The 20,088-nt window shown below is 40.8% G+C and carries 17 protein-coding genes, 1 pseudogene and 1 riboswitch; of the genes and pseudogenes, 12 read left to right on the top strand and 6 right to left on the bottom strand.

Features of this window, described 5'->3' with window-relative positions:
* Positions 1-248: 248 nt before the first annotated feature.
* Positions 249-1,691, bottom strand: a complete 1,443-nt coding sequence (locus AWH02_RS10365; protein ID WP_060554105.1) for a TrkH family potassium uptake protein — start codon at positions 1,689-1,691, stop codon at positions 249-251.
* 4 nt (positions 1,692-1,695) lie between these two features.
* On the bottom strand, positions 1,696-3,045 hold the full coding sequence (trkA, locus tag AWH02_RS10360) for a Trk system potassium transporter TrkA (protein WP_045504082.1): 1,350 nt from the start codon (positions 3,043-3,045) through the stop codon (positions 1,696-1,698).
* A gap of 360 nt (positions 3,046-3,405) precedes the next feature.
* On the opposite strand from trkA, the gene AWH02_RS10355 reads away from it, so the two are divergent.
* The 6 genes from AWH02_RS10355 to mnmM all read left to right on the top strand — a co-directional run bounded on the left by AWH02_RS10355 (position 3,406) and on the right by mnmM (position 7,394).
* Positions 3,406-3,912: a tRNA (cytidine(34)-2'-O)-methyltransferase gene (locus tag AWH02_RS10355; RefSeq protein WP_060554106.1), complete on the top strand. Its 507-nt coding sequence runs from the start codon at positions 3,406-3,408 to the stop codon at positions 3,910-3,912.
* A 55-nt stretch (positions 3,913-3,967) separates the two neighbouring features.
* A riboswitch (FMN riboswitch) is annotated at positions 3,968-4,118 on the top strand.
* Between the two features lie 131 nt (positions 4,119-4,249).
* Complete coding sequence (locus AWH02_RS10350) at positions 4,250-4,807, top strand: ECF transporter S component (protein ID WP_048777591.1); 558 nt, start codon at positions 4,250-4,252, stop codon at positions 4,805-4,807.
* Positions 4,797-5,447: a phosphatase PAP2 family protein gene (locus tag AWH02_RS10345; RefSeq protein WP_060554107.1), complete on the top strand. Its 651-nt coding sequence runs from the start codon at positions 4,797-4,799 to the stop codon at positions 5,445-5,447. The genes AWH02_RS10350 and AWH02_RS10345 overlap by 11 nt, the downstream gene beginning before the upstream one ends.
* A gap of 95 nt (positions 5,448-5,542) precedes the next feature.
* A complete protein-coding gene (locus tag AWH02_RS10340; RefSeq protein ID WP_060554108.1) occupies positions 5,543-5,851 on the top strand; it encodes an MGMT family protein in 309 nt (102 codons plus the stop codon).
* A 59-nt stretch (positions 5,852-5,910) separates the two neighbouring features.
* On the top strand, positions 5,911-6,858 hold the full coding sequence (gene mnmL / locus AWH02_RS10335; protein ID WP_060554109.1) for a tRNA modification radical SAM protein MnmL/YtqA: 948 nt from the start codon (positions 5,911-5,913) through the stop codon (positions 6,856-6,858).
* Complete coding sequence (gene mnmM / locus AWH02_RS10330) at positions 6,852-7,394, top strand: tRNA 5-(aminomethyl)-2-thiouridylate-methyltransferase MnmM (RefSeq protein WP_060554110.1); 543 nt, start codon at positions 6,852-6,854, stop codon at positions 7,392-7,394. Before mnmL ends, mnmM begins: the two co-directional genes overlap by 7 nt.
* A gap of 268 nt (positions 7,395-7,662) precedes the next feature.
* Here the strand turns inward: mnmM and AWH02_RS10325 are convergent, their stop codons facing one another.
* The 3 genes from AWH02_RS10325 to AWH02_RS10315 all read right to left on the bottom strand — a co-directional run bounded on the left by AWH02_RS10325 (position 7,663) and on the right by AWH02_RS10315 (position 10,503).
* Positions 7,663-8,037: a hypothetical protein gene (locus AWH02_RS10325; protein ID WP_060554111.1), complete on the bottom strand. Its 375-nt coding sequence runs from the start codon at positions 8,035-8,037 to the stop codon at positions 7,663-7,665.
* A 112-nt stretch (positions 8,038-8,149) separates the two neighbouring features.
* A complete protein-coding gene (locus AWH02_RS10320) occupies positions 8,150-9,712 on the bottom strand; it encodes a hypothetical protein (RefSeq protein ID WP_060554112.1) in 1,563 nt (520 codons plus the stop codon).
* Positions 9,709-10,503, bottom strand: coding sequence for an ABC transporter ATP-binding protein (locus tag AWH02_RS10315; RefSeq protein WP_045504834.1), 795 nt, complete (start codon positions 10,501-10,503; stop codon positions 9,709-9,711). The genes AWH02_RS10320 and AWH02_RS10315 overlap by 4 nt, the downstream gene beginning before the upstream one ends.
* Positions 10,504-10,577: 74 nt before the next feature.
* Between AWH02_RS10315 and AWH02_RS10310 the strand changes: the two genes are divergently transcribed.
* The 3 genes from AWH02_RS10310 (at position 10,578) to AWH02_RS10300 (ending at position 14,880) form a co-directional block, all read left to right on the top strand.
* On the top strand, positions 10,578-11,702 hold the full coding sequence (locus AWH02_RS10310; RefSeq protein ID WP_045504054.1) for an AI-2E family transporter: 1,125 nt from the start codon (positions 10,578-10,580) through the stop codon (positions 11,700-11,702).
* 99 nt (positions 11,703-11,801) lie between these two features.
* Positions 11,802-13,448, top strand: a complete 1,647-nt coding sequence (locus tag AWH02_RS10305) for a phosphoenolpyruvate carboxykinase (ATP) (RefSeq protein WP_060554113.1) — start codon at positions 11,802-11,804, stop codon at positions 13,446-13,448.
* Positions 13,449-13,539: 91 nt separating this feature from the next.
* Complete coding sequence (locus tag AWH02_RS10300; protein WP_060554114.1) at positions 13,540-14,880, top strand: hemolysin family protein; 1,341 nt, start codon at positions 13,540-13,542, stop codon at positions 14,878-14,880.
* 393 nt (positions 14,881-15,273) lie between these two features.
* On the opposite strand, the gene treR is transcribed toward AWH02_RS10300, so the two are convergent.
* A complete protein-coding gene (gene treR, locus AWH02_RS10295; protein WP_045504045.1) occupies positions 15,274-15,984 on the bottom strand; it encodes a trehalose operon repressor in 711 nt (236 codons plus the stop codon).
* Positions 15,985-16,163: 179 nt separating this feature from the next.
* Here treR and treP point away from each other — a divergent pair, with 179 nt between their 5' ends.
* The 3 genes and pseudogenes from treP (at position 16,164) to treC (ending at position 19,933) form a co-directional block, all read left to right on the top strand.
* Positions 16,164-17,708 carry a PTS system trehalose-specific EIIBC component gene (treP, locus tag AWH02_RS10290; RefSeq protein WP_398576983.1) on the top strand — a complete coding sequence of 515 codons (1,545 nt, stop codon included), beginning with the start codon at positions 16,164-16,166 and terminating at the stop codon, positions 17,706-17,708.
* An 11-nt stretch (positions 17,709-17,719) separates the two neighbouring features.
* A pseudogene (locus AWH02_RS11340) lies at positions 17,720-18,172 on the top strand (PTS sugar transporter subunit IIA); the annotation flags it as partial.
* A 135-nt stretch (positions 18,173-18,307) separates the two neighbouring features.
* The gene (gene treC / locus AWH02_RS10285; RefSeq protein WP_060554115.1) at positions 18,308-19,933 is read left to right on the top strand and encodes an alpha,alpha-phosphotrehalase; all 1,626 of its coding nucleotides are present in this window, start codon (positions 18,308-18,310) and stop codon (positions 19,931-19,933) included.
* Positions 19,934-20,088 lie beyond the last annotated feature (155 nt).

Raw genomic sequence — 20,088 nt, 5'->3', positions numbered from 1 at the left:
ATAGGGCTCTAGTCTCTCTGTTTTTTATAGACGAAGTTGGGAAATCTTTCTTGAGTAAGAGCTTCGTCTAGGTCCTCTAGGTAACTTTTTGATGATGGAGAATTTGTTTTTATTATAGTTTTACCAGGCCTATTCTTTGTAATTAAAAAGCTCTCTCATGCTTATAGTTGTTGAACCACTACAGAAATGAGAGAGCTAACATTATTTAGTAAGACTTTTTTGATAGACAGGTATTCCCTGAATGTGTCCTATCTTCTAGACCAAGTTTTGGGTAGGAAGAGCAGGAGCATTGGATAGATTTCCAGTCGTCCAGCAATCATAGCCAAGGATAAGAGGAATTTAGAAAGGGGACTGAAAATAGAAAAACTCTCAGTTGTTCCGATCATCGGTCCAATGTTATTAAAACAGCTTAGTACTCCACTGACAACGGTCATAAAATTGTTATTATCAAAGCTAACGATAAAAATAAGTGCTGCAATGATCATCATATAGACAACCATGTACTTTAAGACCTTATGCTGGGTATCTTTATCTAGTACATTTCCGTTGACATGCAAAGTCAATACTCGATTTGGAGAAAGGGTTGATAGAATCTGATTTTTTGCAATCCTTGCCAAAATCATACAACGAATGACTTTAAATCCTCCGGCGGTAGAACCTGCTGAGCCTCCGATACACATTAAAAGTAAGATGATAAACTGTGAAAAGAGAGGCCAATCAACAGTGTTTCCAAAACCAAAACCTGTTGTAGTGATGGTATTGGAGACTTGGAAGAATGACATTTCCAAGCTGTCAGCAATATTTCCGTGGAAAATATGGAGAATATTGAAGGTGATGAGGAGAGTAGAAACCCCGACGATTGTCAAATACCCTTTTAGCTCTTCATCCGCAAAGAAAGCCTTGAATTTTCTGATCAGGAAGAAATAGTAAAGGTTAAAGTTGACCCCAAAAGTCAAGACTCCAAAGCTAACCAGATAGGTAATCAGTGGACTGTTATAGTGGGCAATACCGTCATTATAAACGGTGAAACCACCTGTACCAGCTGTTCCCATACCAATAATGAAACTATCAAATAATGGCATTCCTGCTAGGAAATAAAGAAGAGTAAAGATGGCAAAGAGGGCCAAGTATATGATGTAGAGAATTTGGGCAGTGTCTTTAAGTTTGGAGACGACCTTGCCAAAGACAGGACCTGGAACTTCAGCCTTCATGACTTCCAAGTGACCGTTCTTGGCATTATCCATAATAGCTAAGGCAAAGACTAACACTCCCATACCACCAATTAAGTGGGTAAAACTACGCCAGAAAAGCAGAGAGTGGGAGAGGACACCAACATCGTTGAGAATAGTGGCACCAGTTGTAGTAAATCCTGAGCTGACTTCAAAGAAAGCATCAATAATATTTGGAATTTGTCCAGAAAAGACAAAAGGTAGGGCACCGAAGAAGGACCAAAGAATCCAACAGAGAGCAACAATCAAGACGCCTTCCTTAGCGTAGATGTGAGCGTCTTTGGGTTTAAAGAAAATACCAACTCCACCTAAAATTAATAAAATACCGATTGTACAGCCTAAAGATAGAAATACTTTAGCTGGCTCCTGATAGATAATAGCGATGACAACTGGCACTAAAAGCAGGCAGGCTTCAATCAGTAACAACTTAGAGAGAAGATAACGAATCATGGATTTATTCATCTGATTACTCCTCTAACAAGTCATAAATTTTGGTGATGTTTTGCAATAAGGTTGTGACAAGAATTTTGTCTCCAGCCTTAATTTGATCGTCACCAGTTGGGAAGATGGCTTTTCCTTGACGAATGATAGCTGCCAAAAGAACTCCTTTTTTCAGTTTCAGCTGAGACAAAGGTCGATTTGTCATCTTATTCTCTTCTTTAATCTGGAATTGCAGAGTTTCAATGCGACCGTTAGCAACATGGTGCAAGGCTTCTAAGCTAGAGAATTGTGCATTGTAGCGACCGCGGATAAAGTGCATAATGGTATCTACAGCAATTCCTTTTGGTGTAACGATACTAGCAAAATCTTGACTATCAATAATTTCTAGCAGACTAGTTCGATTGATTTTTGTAATATTTTTTTGAACACCGATGCTGTTTAGGAACATAGACGCAATAATATTTTCTTCATCGACACCTGTAAGAGTAGCAACAGCATCATAATTTGGCGCACTTTCTTCTAAAAGAATATCTTTGGCAGTACCGTCACCATGAACAACGTAAATATCAGGAAATTCCTGACTGAACCATTCAGCTCTTTGACGATTAATTTCTAAGACTTTAAGATCAATTTTACTATCTTTCAGAATGTTTAAAAGATAGTAGGCGATCTTACCTGCTCCGATAATCAGCAGGCTCTTGATAACGCGAGGGCGGATGTAATGGTGGAAAGCCATAATTTCTGAGCGATTTCCGGTCATGAATATCTTATCGTTTGCCTGGATGCTGACATCTCCATCAGGAATAGTCAGTTCATTATTCCGTTCAATAGCACAGATAATGACATTTCCATATTGTTTCCGGAAGTCAGAAATAGTTGTCTGACACAAGGGACTATTTTCCTTTACCTTGAATTCCATCAGAGCAACCCGTCCATTGGCAAAATGCTCAAAAGATAGGGCATTAGGGAAGTCAATAATATTGGCAATCGAGCGTGCAGCCAATTGTTCAGGATTGACAACTAAAGAGAAGCCAAGAATATTTTTTTCCTTAAAGAAAGGATTGGAATATTCAGGATTGCGGACGCGGACAACAGTTTCTTTAGCTCCCATTTTCTTTGCTAAAACTGCGGAAACCATATTGACTTCGTCGTGTTCAGTCATAGAGATAAAAATATCGCAAGATTCAATATTTGCTTGCTCTAAAACTTTAAAGTTGGCTCCATTTCCTAGAATACCAATAATATCGTAACGTTTGGTCAAGTGGTTGAGAACAGCCTCATCCTGCTCGATAAGAACCACATCATGATTCTCAGCAACAAGCGAGCGGCAAAGGGCGCTTCCAACTTTACCACCACCAACAAGAATAATCTTCATCTTATACCTCCGAGATATGTATCTATCATACTCTATTTTGCAAAAAATTTCATCTCTTTGCTTCAATGTAGTGGTTTTGCCTGGAATAAGAGAGGATTTTTTCTAGTTCTTCCTCCATTTGTTCGAAAAATTAAAGCTCTCTTTTTATATAATTTGGAAAAAATAAAAAAATCGTTCATTTTCAAGCTCTTTAAGTTGACATGTCAAAGGAAAATGATATACTAGAAAAGTGCTATCATTGATTTACCTCAAACCTGTTGTGATGTAAGTTAATGAAGCTTTAACCACGCTGTTTGCTGAGCTTGACTCCGGGCAGTGTGGCTATTTTTTTATACAAATGACGACTAGGAAAAGAGAAAGATGCTAGAAAATCACATTGTACTATTTGAACCTCAAATCCCACAAAATACTGGGAATATAGCTCGGACTTGTGCAGCAACAAATGCTCCCTTGCATATTATTAAGCCTATGGGCTTCCCTATTGATGACCGTAAGATGAAGCGAGCTGGTCTGGATTATTGGGATAAGCTGGATATTAGTTATTATGAGAGTTTGGAAGACTTTATGGGAAAAATGGATGGCCAGCTTTACTTGGTTTCAAAGTTTGCTGAAAAGGTCTATTCTGAAGAGGATTTTTCCAAGGAGGGCAAACATTATTTTATGTTTGGCCGTGAAGACAAAGGCCTGCCAGAAGAATTCATGCGTCAGCACCCAGAAAAAGCTCTGCGTATTCCAATGAACGATCAGCATGTCAGAAGCCTTAATGTTTCAAATACAGTTTGTATGATTATCTACGAGGCCCTGCGTCAGCAGAATTTTATTGGCCTTGAACTGGTACATGAGTATGAAGCGGATAAGCTGAAATAATTTGTATTACACCAAACAAGGAACTTGCTATTGCAGGTTCTTTTTGGTATCATAAAAGAGTCTTCAGGGCAGGGTGTAATTCCCGACCGGCGGTAATTTTTGGATTGGAAATGTTTTTTTCTCAATGCCAAATCAAGTCCGCGAGCGCAAGCTGATGTGGTGAGATTCCACAACCGACAGTATAGTCTGGATGGGAGAAGACGAAGGGCATTGAATTTATTTTGCCATTTAATCTTTATTTAAGGGCTGAGCCTTATACTAAATAATCATTAGCTGACAAGCTTTTTTCGGTAGCCTTTCCAGCTTCTCTAATTTTTATAAATTGGAGGAACCTGTGATGACAAATACTCGTAAATTGGCGATTGTAGCAGTTTTATCTGCACTTTCATTTCTACTCATGCTTTATGAGATTCCTTTGATAACCGAGTTCTTAAAGTTGGATTTTTCAATTATTCCGATTTTACTGGCTTTGGTGGTCTTGGATTTCAAAAGCTCAATGGCTGTACTCTTAATTCGCTCGGCCTTAAAGCTAGCTTTGAATAATCATGGTATAGGCACTCTTATCGGTCTCCCCATGAATATATTGGCGGTAACTGTTTTTGTTTCTGCTTTTGCACTCTTATGGAAAAAGAGGAAGAGCTTGTCTGACTATGTGAAGGCCTCTCTGGTGGCAACGCTTGGTCTAACCGTCACTATGATCGTTTTAAATGTCATTTATGCAGTTCCACTCTTTGCGAGATTTGCTAATTTTGATATTAATAAAACATATGGTATGTCCAAGTATCTGCTGACTATGATTGTCCCTTTTAATCTATTAGAAGGAGTGATCTGGGCTGTTGTCTTTTGGCTAATTTACACACTTTTACAGCCTGTTCTAAAACGCTATGAAAAATAAACAATCTTATCTAACAAAGGGCACTTTTGCCCTTTTACTTTTCGTTATACTCGGTTATATGGTCAAATTTTATCCTGACCAGCTGACTCATTTTGATACCCCGATTCAGACCTGGTTGCGTGGAGATTTACCTGTAGCTTTGACAACTTTTTTTAAACTTGTAACCAGTGTGATTGATCCATTGGATATTATCATCTGGGTTTCTGCCCTTGTCCTATTTTTCCTGTATAAAAAATGGAAATTAGAAGCTGCTTTACTAGCAGGAAATCTGGTCTTACATGGAATTTTAATCAAGTTGATCAAATTTGTTTACCAAAGAAGCAGGCCTTCTATCACACATTTAGTTGAAGAGGGAGGTTATTCTTTCCCGAGCGGACATTCTATGGCGACAGCCATTGTGCTTGGGACCTTGATTATCATTGTTCAGCAACGGGTTCAGAACCAGCATATTAAGCGCTTGGTACAAGCTTTGCTCCTACTCTATATTTTCACTGTTATGGCCTCCAGAGTCTATCTGGGCGTGCACTATCCGACAGATGTAATCGGAGGAGCCTTGATGGGCTTTGCCATTCTCAATATCGAATTTCCCTTTTATGATAAATTACGCTTTCAGTGGCGTTTCAAGGGAAAGCAGAAATAAGTCTAGATAAGAAAGGCCAGCCAAGCTGGCCTTTTTGTCTTGACAAAGAAAATCCCTTTCTTTAAGATAGGAGCAAACAAGATTAGGAGGTCAGAATGTCTCTTTTAGATCAAGAACTCGTTGATGCTGTTTTAGCATTAGTAGATAGTATTCCCTCTGGGCGCGTGGCGACCTATGGCCAAATTGCTCGTTTGATTGGTCGGCCAAAAAATGCCCGCTTGGTGGGAAAGATTCTCAGTCAATCGGAACTTTATGGCGGTACACATCCTTGCCATCGGGTAGTCAATGCAGCAGGGCGCCTCGCACCCGGCTGGGAAGACCAGACACACTTGCTCTGGGCGGAGGGAGTGGACCTGAAGGCTAATGGCTGTGTGGATTTGAAAGTTTATTTGTGGGAACGGTGATTTCCTTCTTTCCTTGTGAAGGAGGGAATTTTTGTTTCTAAACTCTTTTTTGTGGTAGAATGAAAGGTATGAAATCTTACAATTCTTTGAATGATTATTATCGTAAACTTTTTGGAGAAAAGACTTTTAAGGTGCCTATTGATGCAGGCTTTGACTGTCCCAATCGAGATGGTACGGTAGCGCATGGAGGCTGTACTTTTTGTACCGTTTCGGGCTCTGGCGATGCCATTGTGGCACCAGATGCCCCCATTCGCGAGCAGTTTTATAAGGAAATTGACTTCATGCATCGCAAGTGGCCAGATGTTCGCAAGTATCTGGTCTATTTCCAGAACTTCACCAATACTCATGAAAAGCTTGAAGTAATCCGCGAGCGCTATGAGCAAGCCATTAATGAGCCAGGCGTTGTTGGACTTAATATCGGCACTCGGCCTGACTGCTTACCTGACGAGACCATCGCCTACTTGGCTGATCTGTCCGACCGTATGCATGTGACTGTAGAGCTGGGCCTTCAGACTACCTATGAGGAGACCTCAGACCTCATCAATCGTGCCCATTCTTATGAGCTTTATGTGGAGACGGTCCAGCGAGTCCGTAAGCTAGCTCCCAAGGCGGAGATTGTCTCTCACTTGATCAATGGTTTGCCGGGTGAGACCCATGAGATGATGCTGGAGAATGTCCGCCGCTGTGTGACGGATAATGACATCCAGGGAATTAAGCTTCACCTACTCCACTTAATGACTAATACCCGTATGCAGCGGGATTATCATGAAGGGCGGCTGCAGCTGCTCAGTCAGGAGGAGTATGTCTCCATTATCTGCGACCAGTTGGAGATTATCCCCGAGCATATCGTCATCCACCGAATCACAGGCGATGCTCCAAGGGATATGTTGATTGGCCCTATGTGGAGCCTCAATAAATGGGAAGTTCTCAATGCCATCGAGGCAGAAATGCGTCGTCGTGGCAGCAAGCAAGGCTGTAAAGCAAAGGAGCAGAGATTCGTATGTTAAGACCCTTACAGATGGCTCATGCCTTTTTGGCAGAAGTGGTGACCAAGGAAGATATCGTGGTGGATGCCACTATGGGCAACGGATATGACACCCTCTTTCTAGCTCAGTTGGCCAAGAAAGTCTATGCTTTTGACATTCAGGAGCAGGCCTTGGAAAAGACCCGCCAGCGCTTGTCAGAAGCTGGCTTGTACAATGCCCAGCTAATCTTGGCTGGCCATGAGACTTTGGACCAATACACGGACCATTTCAAGGCTGCTATTTTTAATCTTGGCTACCTGCCTTCGGCGGACAAGTCTGTCATTACCCGACCTGATACGACGCTGGAAGCTTTGGAAAAGGTCTGCCGAGGCTTGGAAAAAGGTGGCCGAGCAGCCATCATGATTTACTATGGGCATGAAGGTGGCGAAGTTGAAAAAGATGCGGTGCTAGACTTCGTCAGTCAGCTGCCTCAGCAGGACTTCACCGTTACCCTCTACAAGACCATCAATCAGATTAACAATCCGCCTTTCTTGGTTATGATTGAGAAATTGAGATGAGTGCTTGGCTAAACGCCTCAGGAAGCGTTTGGTCAAGTACCTTTTTAATTTACTGACGATTTTATTTGGAAAATGACCAAAAAAACAGTAAACCTTTGTGATTTACTGCTTTAAAAATTCTTCTATTTGATTAGACAAATTCTTATGTTTCATCGTCTTTGCGACTCCAGCATTCAGGATAGCACAATAATCTCATTGGTAATCATGTATAGAGATGTTATTGCTAAACTCTAATTTGATGCACTGAAGACGATCCTCATTTCACATACTACATCTGAAATGCTGTTATCCAAAAACATATTGCAACTATAATTGAAAGAGGAGTCATAACATATTTTTCTTTCTTACTTTTTGAAATCATGTTCATAATCGTATTCAAAGATAGGTAAGCGGCAAAGAAGAAACAAATATATTTAGTCACCTTAAAAGGCAGCCACAAGGGGAGCAAACCTCCGGCTTGCAAAATAATGATCATGGCAAAAATTTGGATAGCTATCGAAATGACTGCCGCAAGTCTAAATTTCTTAGGTAAGATTTTATGTTGTCCACCCATAGTATATTCGCCCAAAGGCAGTCCGCAAGCAACAAGAACTGTCATAATTGCTATAACTCCAAATAATACTGCACCTAATATGGAAAACATAAATCACTATTCTCCCTTCGTAAAATACAAAAAATTTTAATTACAAATTCAACTTTGTTTCACTCATTACTCTTATAAAATTATGGCAAAGTTCTGCCCAAGTTATCAAGTTTTATAGGCCTTTCTCAAGCTGGTCTATTGCTTTCCCTTTTCCTTTGTTCTTCCACCAATCGCTCAGGTCGACTAAGGATTGAGCGGCGGAAGGGATGAGGAGCAGGACATAGATATAGACGTACTGACTCTTGGTTTCCCAGAAGAAGTGGAAGAGACCACCCCCCAAGAGAAAGATGAAGGGATAGAGGTCAAAAGGAGTCAGCTTTTTCTCAGTGACAAAAAATTTATGCAGGATAAAGAAACAGGAGAGCAGATAGATGCTGGCTAGCAGGGTCAAGAGCAGGAAATTGACAATCTGATAACCTTTTCTTTCCTCATAAATGCTGCGCAGAACGGTTGGTTTCATGTATTGCTGGCGCTCAATCTGAGGCCCAGTCCAAATAGACTGAAAAGTCGGTTCAGTCCAGGTTGACTTGACCTTCTCGTAGAAGAATTTCAGCGCATATGCAGGATCCTTGCTGAAGTGAATCAAAATATTTTTCAAATCCCGAGTGGCCATTTCTGTAGCCAAACTTTCATTGTACTTGTTGCGCTTAAGAATCTTGGTATTGTAGGCATCGTACCAACCTCCCAGACTCTGCCGATTAGGATCATCCCGCAGGCCCATAGTGATGTAGGCGATTTTTGGGGTGCCGACACCGATCTTTCCGCCAATCAGCTGTTCATAGTAGGCCGTCAGACCCTTGTTTGAAAGGAAGATGCCAGCTAAAATCAGGACGATAGCTAGCGGTTTTTTCCAAGACCATTTATAAAAGATGGACAGGAAGTAGACTCCAATCAGCATGATAGCAAAGATGATGTAGTTGTTGCGCAAGAGGCAGGCCAGACTGATGCTGGTAGCTCCCAGCAAAGCATAGAGTAGGTTTCCTTTCTGATCCAGCTTGATAAAAGCATAGAGACTGAGCAGACAAAAGAAGAGCCCAGGAATGGTGCCGTAGACAAAGAGAACGAAAAAGAGCTGTGGTAGAAAGAGAAATGTCAGCAGAATCGTGTATTTCTGGATTATTTCTCTGGCATTGAGGAGGGCAGAGATCTTGTAAATCAAGAAATGGCTGAGTAAAGTCCAGACGACATTCATGCTAAAGGCAAACTGAGTAGTCGGAGAAATAAAAGCATAAAGTCGCTCCAGAGTCATCAGCCCTAGCTGATGGGGATTGCGGTACATGTAGCTTCCGACGGTTGTCAGTGAGCTGTAATCCCCTCGATTAAAGGCTAGCGCTGCATTGAAAACGTGCTTAGCGTCAGCTCGGATGCGGCCATCGTAGGCCGTTATCAGAAAAATCGCAGTTGCTATAAAGATGAGGGATAGGATCCAAAAAAGATGCTTGGTCTGAACCTTTTCTAGCAGGGGGCGGATTAAAAAGAGACAGAAGAGAAAGAGCAGGAGGATAGGGTAGAAATACCAAGGATTACTGACGAATTGGACTCCTTCAGCAATTCTCAAAGGGATGTATGTGTGGGACAGCAGAATCTGCCCAGACAGGAAAAGCAAGGCAATCGCAGTCATGATCAGAATCAGGAAATAGCCCAGATTGAAAATAATGTTAAAAAGTTGCCTCATAAGGAGTTGCCTTCTGCTTTGATGAAATAACGACCTTCTCCCAATTCAATCAGCTCGACTGGCTGAGGATAAAAGCGGTCCATGACATCTTTTTGGAGGATATCTTCTTTTGGGCCTTGGGCTATAATTTCACCTTCTTTTAGAAGTAGGACATGGTCTATAGCAGATGTAATTTCCTCTACATGGTGAGTTACATAGAGGATAGTTGGTGCTTGACTCATCTGTGTAATCTTTTTGATCTGATTTAGCAGGCGCTCGCGAGCAAAGAGATCCAATCCACTGGTTGCTTCATCTAAGATAAGTAGTTCTGGCTCTTCCATGAGACTACGGGCAATCAACAAGAGCTGCTTTTCACCTTGAGACAGACTGATGTAGCTCCGGCCAATTAAGTCTTGCCCGCCAATAGAGGTCAGCATTTCCCTAGCCTGGTTTAGTTCGGTTTGTCCATAAGCAGCATAGAGAATGCTACTTTTATACTTACCTGTTAAAACTATTTCTTCGGCAATGAGATGACTGGGCAGGCGTTCCGCAATGAAGGAACCAACTACTCCAATCTTAGTTCGCAACTGAGGGATATCACCAGCACCAAATTCCGTCCCTAGGACTGTCACCTTTCCTTGGGTCTTCCAATGCTCGGCCATGAGTAGTCGTAAGAGAGTTGACTTTCCTGATCCGTTAAGACCGAGTATGGCCCAATGCTCTCCCTTGTTTACCTGCCAGTTGAGATTTTTTAAGATGGTTTGGCCTTGTTTTGCCAAGCTTACATTTTTCAGCTTGATAATCTTTTCCATTTTTATTCTTTCTTTCATTAAATCCCCTCTATTATAACAAAATTTATGGTAAAATAGCTGATAGGAGGAAAAGAATGTTTTATAAGAGTAAGTTATTTTTTTGGACAGTGGAAGTTTTACTAGCAACGCTTGTCTTTTTCCTGTGGAGAATGATGGGAGACTTGATTACTCCAGTGATCAGTGTTGTAAATACCATCTTAATACCTTTTTTAATAGCAGGTTTTTTATATTATATTGCCAACCCTTTAGTGGTCTTTTTGGAAAAATACCTGAAATTAAATCGCGTCTTAGGTGTCCTGCTGACATTGACAATTTTATTTGGGTCTATTGTTTTAGCAGTTATCTACCTCCTACCTATCTTAGTCACTCAGCTGACTAGCTTGATTAATTCGAGCCAAAATCTTTATAGCTATGTCTATAGCTGGGTCAATGACTTAGCTCAAAATCCTGTATTCAAAAATCTTAATATCCAATCTACCCTGCAACAACTGAATCTATCTTATATTGATATTCTGCGAAATATTCTAAACGGGGTAACGAACAGCCTGGGCAGTGTGGTATCGGCTGTAATCAATACTATCTTTATCATCATTATGACTCCAATTTTCCTTGTTTATTTCTTACTGGATGGTCATAAGCTTCTGCCAATGCTGGAACGCAGTATTTTAAAGCGAGACAAACTCAACATTTCTTCCTTGCTGAAGAATCTAAATGCAACAGTTTCACGATATATCAGCGGAATTTCTATTGATGCAGTGATTATCGGTTGCCTGGCCTATATCGGTTATAGTACTATTGGAATTAAATATGCTTTAGTATTTGCTATCTTCTCTAGCTTGGCTAATTTGATTCCTTATGTTGGACCAAGTATTGGTTTGATCCCAATGATCATCAGTCATGCCTTTACAGATCCAAAGAGAATGCTGATAGCAGTTATTTATATGCTGATTGTTCAGCAGATTGATGGAAATATCCTCTACCCTCGGATTGTAGGAGGGGTTATGAAAGTCCATCCGATTACTATCATGGTTCTCTTGCTCTTGTCTAGTAACATCTATGGTATTATCGGAATGATTGTAGCTATTCCGACCTATTCCATCATCAAAGAAATTGTAAAATTCCTAGCTAACCTTTATGACAATCATAAAGAAGCTCAGGAGATTAAGAAGAATGAAGAATTTGGGATTATAAAAAAATAGGAGAAAGGAATCTTTCTCCTACTTTTTATTTGAATTTTTATAACACAAAATAGTATATTTATGCTAAAATGGTAGTAATAGGATAAAGGAGGTATGGTCATGGTAACACGTCGTAAATTTTCCCCACAAGAAATAAGGAAAAATTCTTCTTACTTTTCCCCTCTGAAGACTATCGTGGAAACAGCCTTTTATGAGAATCAGGTTCAGTCTATCAAAACGGTAGAAGAAGCCTACCAGTTAGCTTCAGCAGCAGCTGGAACAGTGGTCTTAGATATGCCTGTGATTCATACAAAGGAGTTGGGTCTTCCTTCTTATGCACGGGTTTTACTGACGAATTCCGGAGCGGTCGTTGGACGAACGGCAAAGGCTAGAAGGATTTATGGTAGAGATAGTCAAGAAGATGAAACTTTACTTTTTCTAGTTCGTAGTGCTATTTACCAAGCTCATCATAGAGATTTTTACAAAGCGGATGCTGTTGTTGGGCTGGATGAAGACTTTATGGTCTGTGCCCACCTCATGGTTCCTAAAGAAGAAATAAACAATCTCTATTCATGGCTACTAAATTTCCAAATTTTAGATGAAGAATTTAAGAACCGTCTGAGAATTTCAAAAAAATATGAGGAAAATGATATCTTTGTCTTTTTTGATCCCAAGTGGAAGCATCCAGAATATCCAGATGGTCTTGTTTACTTTGATACTAATCACAACTGTGCAGTTATTTTAGGTTTGAATTATTTTGGAGAATTGAAAAAAGCCACTCTGACTTTGGCCTGGGCAACTGCTGCTAGAAATGGCTACGTAGCTTGTCACGGTGGTCTGAAAATATTTAAGCAAAATAATGATAAGAAAGATTTTGTTGCTTCATTTTTTGGTCTATCTGGTTCTGGAAAATCCACTCTTACGCACGCCAAACATGGTCAAAAATATGACATCAAGGTTCTCCATGATGATGCTTTTATTATCTCTATCAAGGACGGATCTTCTATTGCTTTAGAACCATCCTATTTTGATAAGACGAGTGACTATCCGACTGGACATAGGGAACAAGATTTCTTTATCACTGTGCAAAACTGCGGAGTGACCTTAGACGAAAATGGGAGAAAGGTGTTAGTTACTGAAGATATCCGTAATGGAAATGGTCGAACGGTCAAGTCTCGCTTTTCGACTCCAAATCGAGTGGATCGAATTGACGAAGCTATCAATGCTATTTTCTGGATTATGAAAGATGACTCTCTACCACCTCTAGTCAGAATTCACGATCCTTTGATGGCCTCCACGATGGGTTGTACCTTGATGACCAAACGCTCCAATGCAGAAAATGTTCTAGGTTTACATGATGAGTTGGTGATTGAACCTTATGCAAATCCTTTTCGTGTCTATCCTTTGGTAGAAGACTACCGAAAATTCTGTCGCTTATTTGAGTCGGGAGTATCCTGTTATATTATCAATACTGGATCTTATATGGGGAAGACTGTCTCAAAGGAAATATCTTTAGATGTCATTGAGCAGGTAGTGGATGGGACAGCAGATTTCAAACCCTTTGGCCCGATAGTAGGTTTTGATTATCTCGAATACGAGGGATATCCCCTTCCTAATTTTGATAAAGCTTACAAGAAATTGATTCGAGAAAGAATGCAGATTCGGCTAAACTTCTTGTTGGCCTTTAACCAAAAGTATCCTCAGACTGCCCTACCAGTTGGAGCTATTTCAAGACTGGAAAAGGTTTTACAAGATCTAGAATCCTAATCAGAACACAAGCTTCCATAAAATACGTGTGCACGAAACTCAAAAATATGTTATAATCAGGGTTGATTATACTTTTTTGGAGAGGAAACTCATGGAAGACCCCAGCAGTCAGACCCTTTTGTTACAGTTTTTATTATTAGTCGTTTTAACCTTTTTAAATGCTTTCTTTTCCGCGGCAGAGATGGCCATGGTGTCACTCAATCGGGCGCGTGTTGAGCAGAAGGCAGAGGAAGGTGATAAAAAGTACATTCGTCTATTACATGTTTTAGAAAATCCCAATAACTTTTTATCTACTATTCAGGTAGGTATTACCCTCATCAATATCTTATCAGGGGCCAGCTTTGCTGATACTCTCGGTCGTGTATTTTCAAGTTTGATGGGCAATTCTAAAACAGCGCATGCCATAGCGTCTTTTCTAGCTTTGGCCCTTTTGACCTATGTTTCTATTGTATTTGGTGAGCTTTATCCTAAGCGGATCGCACTCAATCTGAAAGATGATTTGGCTGTTCGAGCAGCTCCTTTTATCATCTTTTTGGGCAAGCTCGTTAGTCCCTTTGTCTGGCTTTTGTCGGCCTCAACTAATCTGTTAAGTCGCATTACGCCGATGAAGTTTGATGATGCGGACGAAAAGATGACTCGAGATGAGATTGAGTATATGCTGACCAAGAGTGAGGAGACTTTGGATGCGGATGAGATTGAGATGCTACAGGGGATTTTCTCGCTGGATGAGCTAATGGCGCGTGAACTAATGGTGCCACGTACTGATGCCTTTATGGTAGACATTCAGGATGATACCAAGGAAATCATCGAAAGCATTCTCAAGCAGAGTTTCTCGCGGATTCCTGTCTATGATGGGGATAAGGACAATGTCATCGGCCTGATTCATACCAAGCGACTGCTTAATGAAGGATTCATCAATGGTTTTGACAATATCGTTCTGCGCAAGATCCTGCAGGAGCCACTCTTTGTACCGGAGACTATGTTTGTCGATGATTTGCTCAAGGAGTTACGTAACACGCAAAATCAAATGGCGATTCTCTTGGATGAGTATGGCGGTATGGCTGGTCTGGTCACGCTTGAGGACCTCTTGGAGGAGATTGTTGGTGAGATCGATGATGAGACTGACAAGGCTGAGATTGAAGTTCATGAAATTGGTGAGAATACCTACATTGTCATAGGAACTATGACCCTCAATGACTTTAATGAATACTTTGAAGTTGAAATTGAAAGTGACGATGTGGATACGATCGCGGGTTACTACTTGACTGGTGTAGGAACTATTCCAGATCCAAAAGAACGCATCAGCTTTGAGGTGGAAAGTCAGAATAAGAAACTGATTTTAACCAATGACAAGGTTAAAAATGGCCGTGTCACCAAGGTTAAAGTAGAAATTTCTGAACAAGTAGAAGCAGATGAAGAAGTTACTAAATAGTTGCCTATGTGTAAATCAAACAGACTTTCGATAAAGAAGGTCTGTTTTTGATTGTTAAAATGGAAGAAACTGCAAAACCAAACGGAAAAACAAACAAGTGCACTTTCGCAAACAGTATCAATATTTAAGCTTTTTTCAAGAAATCTATAAGTCTTCCTTAAGCTTTGCTGGTTATACTATATTCATCTTAAAAGAAAAGAGGACAGTCCAATGACAATAAATAATCATAGTTCCCCAAACTTTTCACTTTTCCCCACTCAAGAAACATAAGTAGTAAATACAAAAGCAAAAGCAGCAAATAAAATATTTTAAAAAAATTTTTTCATCTAAATCTCCTAAATTAAATAAATAAATCTGAAAGAGCTGGAAGTTTAAAACTTCCAGCTCTTTTTCTTAACCGTGCCTTTTAGCAAAATCAACAAAGCGAAATTTATCGAGTTTGTGTCTGCTGTCTGTGAACTGAAATTGTTGTCCGTTCGCCAAATAAACCTGAGATTTGACGGAAACGACATGGCTTTCTCTCTCAATATCGAGCAAAATTTTATCCCGACTGGTTGCATGATCAATGGTGATTTCCTTTTTTGCATAGTCGATGCTAAGTCCAAGATTGTTTTCAATGAAATGATAGATAGAATGCTCTGCAATTTCTCTCGTCATCGTAGGAACAAGCTCTTTATCCAAATAATCAATATCAAGGACGGAAGCAACCTGATCAACAACTCTTTGTCGAACAATTCGCCAAACCAAGCGATATTCCGGAAAACCAGTTAGCTTAGCAAGTTTTTTATCTACGGTTATCTTTTCTAGGCTGATGACATTGGTTTTAGAGTCTAGTTTATTTTGTAGGACGAGTTCCTGGTAGCTAGTCAGATTGGAGATTGGAAAATTGATGTGTTCCTGTTTGACGATTTTGGATCCTTGTCCCTTAAATTTTTGGATTAATCCTTCTTTTTGAAGTTGCTCCAGAGCTTTTCGGACAGTATCACGGCTGACTTTATAAATCTGAGTTAATTCATTCTCGCTTGGCAAAAATTCACCAACGGGGTATTTCTCGCTCAGGATATCTTGCTCGATTAGTTTGAATAATTGTTGGTATTTCTTCATAATTGACCTACTTGTTTTGTTTTTATCATACAACTGCTGAAATTTTAGCAAAAAATAAGGGGAAAATCAACGGACATCTTGCATACAACTTTGGTATCGTTTACAATTGGTGTTAGAAAGCAGTTAGGAAACTAACAAATAAATATAAGGAGAGTGCTGGTTTTCCAGCCAATAATCAAATGGGCAAATTTGAAAAAGAGGCGAAAGTCTTATTGGACGCCATTGGTGGTAAGGAAAATGTGTCTGCAGTAACCCACTGTGCCACTCGGATGCGTTTTGTACTTATTGATGAGAAAAAAGCTGATGTAAAAGCTATTGAAGAAATTGGAGCTGTCAAAGGGACCTTTACGAATGCAGGGCAATTCCAGGTTATTATTGGAAATGATGTGCCAATATTCTATAATGATTTTACAGCTGTCTCTGGAATTGAAGGTGTTTCAAAAGAAGCAGCTAAGGCTGCTGCTAAGATCAATCAAAATGCGGTTCAGCGCGTCATGACCATGCTAGCTGAGATTTTTACGCCAATTATTCCAGCGATTATCGTTGGTGGTTTGATTCTTGGCTTCCGTAATATCCTAGAAGGTGTGCAAATTCAAGCTTTTGGTCAAAAAGTCGTTGATGGTGTACTTCAGTTTACTAAAGATGGAGAGCCGATTTATAAAACGATTGTGGATGTATCAAAGTTCTGGGCTGGAGTAAACCACTTCCTTTGGCTGCCAGGTGAGGCGATTTTCCAATTCCTACCAGTTGGAATTGTTTGGTCCGTAAGTCGTAAGATGGGGACTAGCCAGATTCTTGGGATTGTTTTAGGAATCTGTTTGGTGTCTCCTCAGCTTTTGAACGCTTATTTAGTAGCAGGAACACCCCAATCAGAAATTGCTAAAAATTGGGTTTGGGATTTTGGATTCTTTACAGTGCAACGGATAGGCTACCAAGCTCAGGTTATTCCAGCTTTACTAGCAGGGCTTTCCTTGTCTTATTTGGAAATCTTTTGGAGAAAACGGATTCCAGAAGTTGTTTCCATGATTTTCGTGCCTTTCCTATCTCTCTTGCCAGCGATTATCTTGGCTCACACAGTTTTGGGGCCAATTGGTTGGACTTTAGGTCAATGGCTATCTACGATCGTTCTTGCAGGTCTAACTGGTCCTGTTAAATGGCTCTTTGGGGCTGTCTTTGGAGCTCTCTATGCGCCTTTTGTTATTACAGGTTTGCATCACATGACCAATGCGATTGATTCGCAGTTAGTGGCAGATGCAGGTGGTACTGGACTTTGGCCAATGATTGCTCTGTCAAATATTGCACAAGGGTCAGCTGTTTTTGCCTATTATTGGATGAATCGTCATAATGAAAAAGAAGCGCAAATTGCCCTTCCAGCTACGATTTCTGCATATCTTGGCGTAACTGAGCCAGCTCTATTTGGGGTCAACGTAAAATATATCTATCCTTTTGTAGCAGGAATGATGGGTTCCTCCATTGCAGGTCTTTTGTCTGTAAGCTTTAATGTGAAGGCAAATGCTATCGGAGTCGGTGGGCTTCCAGGTATCTTGTCAATCCAACCTAAATATATGTTAGCTTTTGCTGCGATTATGCTAGTTGCAATCGCTGTTCCATTTGTACTGACCATGCTCTTCCGTCGCTTGGGACTCTTTACCAAAGTAGAAGATGAAGCAGTTAAAGCGCCACAAGCTGAAGACCTGACAGAAGCAAAAAATCTGCGCCTTTAGCTGACTTAGTTGAAATTGCAAGTCCCTTATCTGGTCAAGTGAAAGAACTTAATCAAGCAACAGATCCTGTCTTTGCTCAAGGGGTTATGGGGCAAGGTGTCCTGATTGAACCGAGCCAAGGAGAGTTGCTTGCCCCAGTAGACGGCGTTGTGTCAGTTCTATTTCCAACCAAACATGCTGTAGGTGTCGTGTCTGATCAGGGTGTAGAAATGCTTATGCACATCGGTATGGATACGGTGAATCTTGAAGGTAAAGGTTTCACAGCTCATGTCAGTCAAGGAGATCGAGTAAAAGCTGGCGATAAATTAATCAGTTTTGACATTGATCTCATTAAAGATGCAGGTTATGTGACAGAAATTCCAGTCATCATTACCAATCAAGATCAATACCAAGCGGATGCATTGGGCAGTTTGCCACGCCAGATAGCAGTTGGGGACGCCCTGATGACAGCAACAAAAATTTAAGAATTACATGATGGAAGTTGGAGTTCTCTTATGAGACGGGGCTTCCAGACTCTTGAGGGTGGGATGAGAAATTCTATTCCTTTCAAGGAATGAAATATTCATCCCACCTCTTTTATATTCAAAAGAAGGAAAAACATGGCATTAGATAAAACAAAGGTAGTCTACCAAATTTATCCAAAATCTTTTAAAGACACGACGGGGAACGGAGTAGGAGATTTTCGCGGGATTATTGAAAAACTTCCCTATCTGAAAGAGCTGGGAGTGGACATGATCTGGCTCAATCCTTTCTATCCGAGTCCGCAGCGGGACAATGGTTATGATATTTCTGACTATACTGCTGTTGACCCTATCTTTGGAGATATGGCAGATTTTGAAGAGATGGTCAAGGTCGGCCAGCAGCATGGTATTGACTTTATGCTGGACATGGTTCTTAACCACTGCTCAATTGAGCATGATTGGTTTCAGAAGGCTTTGGCGGGGGATTCCTACTATCAGGACTTCTTTATCCTGCGGGATGAGCCGACGGACTGGCTGTCCAAGTTTGGTGGCAGTGCCTGGGCGCCATTTGGCGATACGGGCAAATACTATCTGCACCTTTTTGATATCACCCAAGCGGATCTCAATTGGCGCAATCCCAATGTTCGTCAAGAGCTCTTTAAAGTGGTGAATTTTTGGCGGGACAAGGGCGTCAAAGGCTTCCGCTTTGATGTGATCAACTTGATTGGTAAGGACGAGGTATTGGAGGACTGCCCAGAGCAAGATGGGAAGCCAGCCTATACCGATAAGCCAATCGTCCATGACTATCTGCGTATGATGAACGAAGCAACCTTTGGTCAGGACGAGTCCGTTATGACGGTTGGTGAGATGAGCGCAACGACGATTGAAAATTGCATCCTTTACACTGCACCAGACCGGCAGGAACTGTCTATGGCCTTTAACTTCCACCATCTCAAGGTGGACTATGAATCTGGACAGAAATGGACTCTTAAGGCTTTTGACTTTGAAGAGTTAAAACGTCTCTTCCATACTTGGGGCAAGGAAATGAGCGACCATGATGGCTGGTCAGCCCTCTTTTGGAACAACCATGATCAGCCGCGAGCTCTTAACCGCTTTGTCGATGTAGAGAATTTCCGAAATGAAGGGGCAACCATGTTGGCAGCCAGTATTCATCTGTCGCGCGGGACGCCTTATATCTACATGGGTGAGGAGATTGGCATGGTGGACCCTGACTACGACTCCATGGAAGATTATGTGGATGTCGAGTCTCTCAATGCTTATCAGACTCTGCTTGCTGAAGGGCAATCGCCAGAAGCAGCCTTCAGGATTATCAAGGCTAAATCTCGTGATAATTCTCGGACGCCTATGCAGTGGGATGATTCAGCCAATGCAGGTTTTACAACTGGCACACCATGGCTAAAAGCTGGCAAATCCTATCCTATCATCAATGTGGAAAATGAAATCAAGGGACCGATCTTTAGCTTTTATCAGAAATTGATTGCCCTGCGTAAGGAACTGCCGATCATTGCAGAAGGAAGCTATCAGCCAGCCTATGAGGACAGTCCCCAGGTCTATGCCTTTGAGCGGGAGCGGCAAGGACAAAAACTATTAGTCCTGAACAACTTTTATAAGGATCCAATTACAGTGGATATCTTACCGGATTATCAAAATGGCCAGGTCCTTCTGTCCAACTATGGTAGAACTCAGATTGATCATATTCTGACTTTACAACCTTATGAAACTCTAGCTATTCTTGTTAATTAAAAATACTATTTTGCAGTGAGGAAAGCTGAATTCCAGATATCAGTTTTCTTCGCTGTTTTTAAATATTAACTGATTTAACAAAAACTGATAGGTAGGAACGAAAGAAAATAAGAATTAAGGAAAGCGTTTGCGAAAATATTGTTTTTTCTATATAA

The sequence above is a fragment of the Streptococcus gordonii genome (assembly GCF_001553855.1).
Classification (GTDB): Bacteria; Bacillota; Bacilli; order Lactobacillales; family Streptococcaceae; genus Streptococcus; species Streptococcus gordonii.
Note: the sequence above shows the minus strand (reverse complement) of the source record. Positions and strands in the feature narration are given on the sequence as shown.

What these genes read in the sequence shown, in the direction of transcription:
- AWH02_RS10365 (WP_060554105.1), bottom strand. Translation starts at nt 1,691, where the DNA reads ATGAATAAATCCATGATTCGTTATCTTCTCTCTAAGTTGTTACTGATT.
- trkA (WP_045504082.1), bottom strand. Translation starts at nt 3,045, where the DNA reads ATGAAGATTATTCTTGTTGGTGGTGGTAAAGTTGGAAGCGCCCTTTGC.
- AWH02_RS10355 (WP_060554106.1), top strand. Translation starts at nt 3,406, where the DNA reads ATGCTAGAAAATCACATTGTACTATTTGAACCTCAAATCCCACAAAAT.
- AWH02_RS10350 (WP_048777591.1), top strand. Translation starts at nt 4,250, where the DNA reads ATGACAAATACTCGTAAATTGGCGATTGTAGCAGTTTTATCTGCACTT.
- AWH02_RS10345 (WP_060554107.1), top strand. Translation starts at nt 4,797, where the DNA reads ATGAAAAATAAACAATCTTATCTAACAAAGGGCACTTTTGCCCTTTTA.
- AWH02_RS10340 (WP_060554108.1), top strand. Translation starts at nt 5,543, where the DNA reads ATGTCTCTTTTAGATCAAGAACTCGTTGATGCTGTTTTAGCATTAGTA.
- mnmL (WP_060554109.1), top strand. Translation starts at nt 5,911, where the DNA reads ATGAAAGGTATGAAATCTTACAATTCTTTGAATGATTATTATCGTAAA.
- mnmM (WP_060554110.1), top strand. Translation starts at nt 6,852, where the DNA reads ATGTTAAGACCCTTACAGATGGCTCATGCCTTTTTGGCAGAAGTGGTG.
- AWH02_RS10325 (WP_060554111.1), bottom strand. Translation starts at nt 8,037, where the DNA reads ATGTTTTCCATATTAGGTGCAGTATTATTTGGAGTTATAGCAATTATG.
- AWH02_RS10320 (WP_060554112.1), bottom strand. Translation starts at nt 9,712, where the DNA reads ATGAGGCAACTTTTTAACATTATTTTCAATCTGGGCTATTTCCTGATT.
- AWH02_RS10315 (WP_045504834.1), bottom strand. Translation starts at nt 10,503, where the DNA reads ATGGAAAAGATTATCAAGCTGAAAAATGTAAGCTTGGCAAAACAAGGC.
- AWH02_RS10310 (WP_045504054.1), top strand. Translation starts at nt 10,578, where the DNA reads ATGTTTTATAAGAGTAAGTTATTTTTTTGGACAGTGGAAGTTTTACTA.
- AWH02_RS10305 (WP_060554113.1), top strand. Translation starts at nt 11,802, where the DNA reads ATGGTAACACGTCGTAAATTTTCCCCACAAGAAATAAGGAAAAATTCT.
- AWH02_RS10300 (WP_060554114.1), top strand. Translation starts at nt 13,540, where the DNA reads ATGGAAGACCCCAGCAGTCAGACCCTTTTGTTACAGTTTTTATTATTA.
- treR (WP_045504045.1), bottom strand. Translation starts at nt 15,984, where the DNA reads ATGAAGAAATACCAACAATTATTCAAACTAATCGAGCAAGATATCCTG.
- treP (WP_398576983.1), top strand. Translation starts at nt 16,164, where the DNA reads ATGGGCAAATTTGAAAAAGAGGCGAAAGTCTTATTGGACGCCATTGGT.
- treC (WP_060554115.1), top strand. Translation starts at nt 18,308, where the DNA reads ATGGCATTAGATAAAACAAAGGTAGTCTACCAAATTTATCCAAAATCT.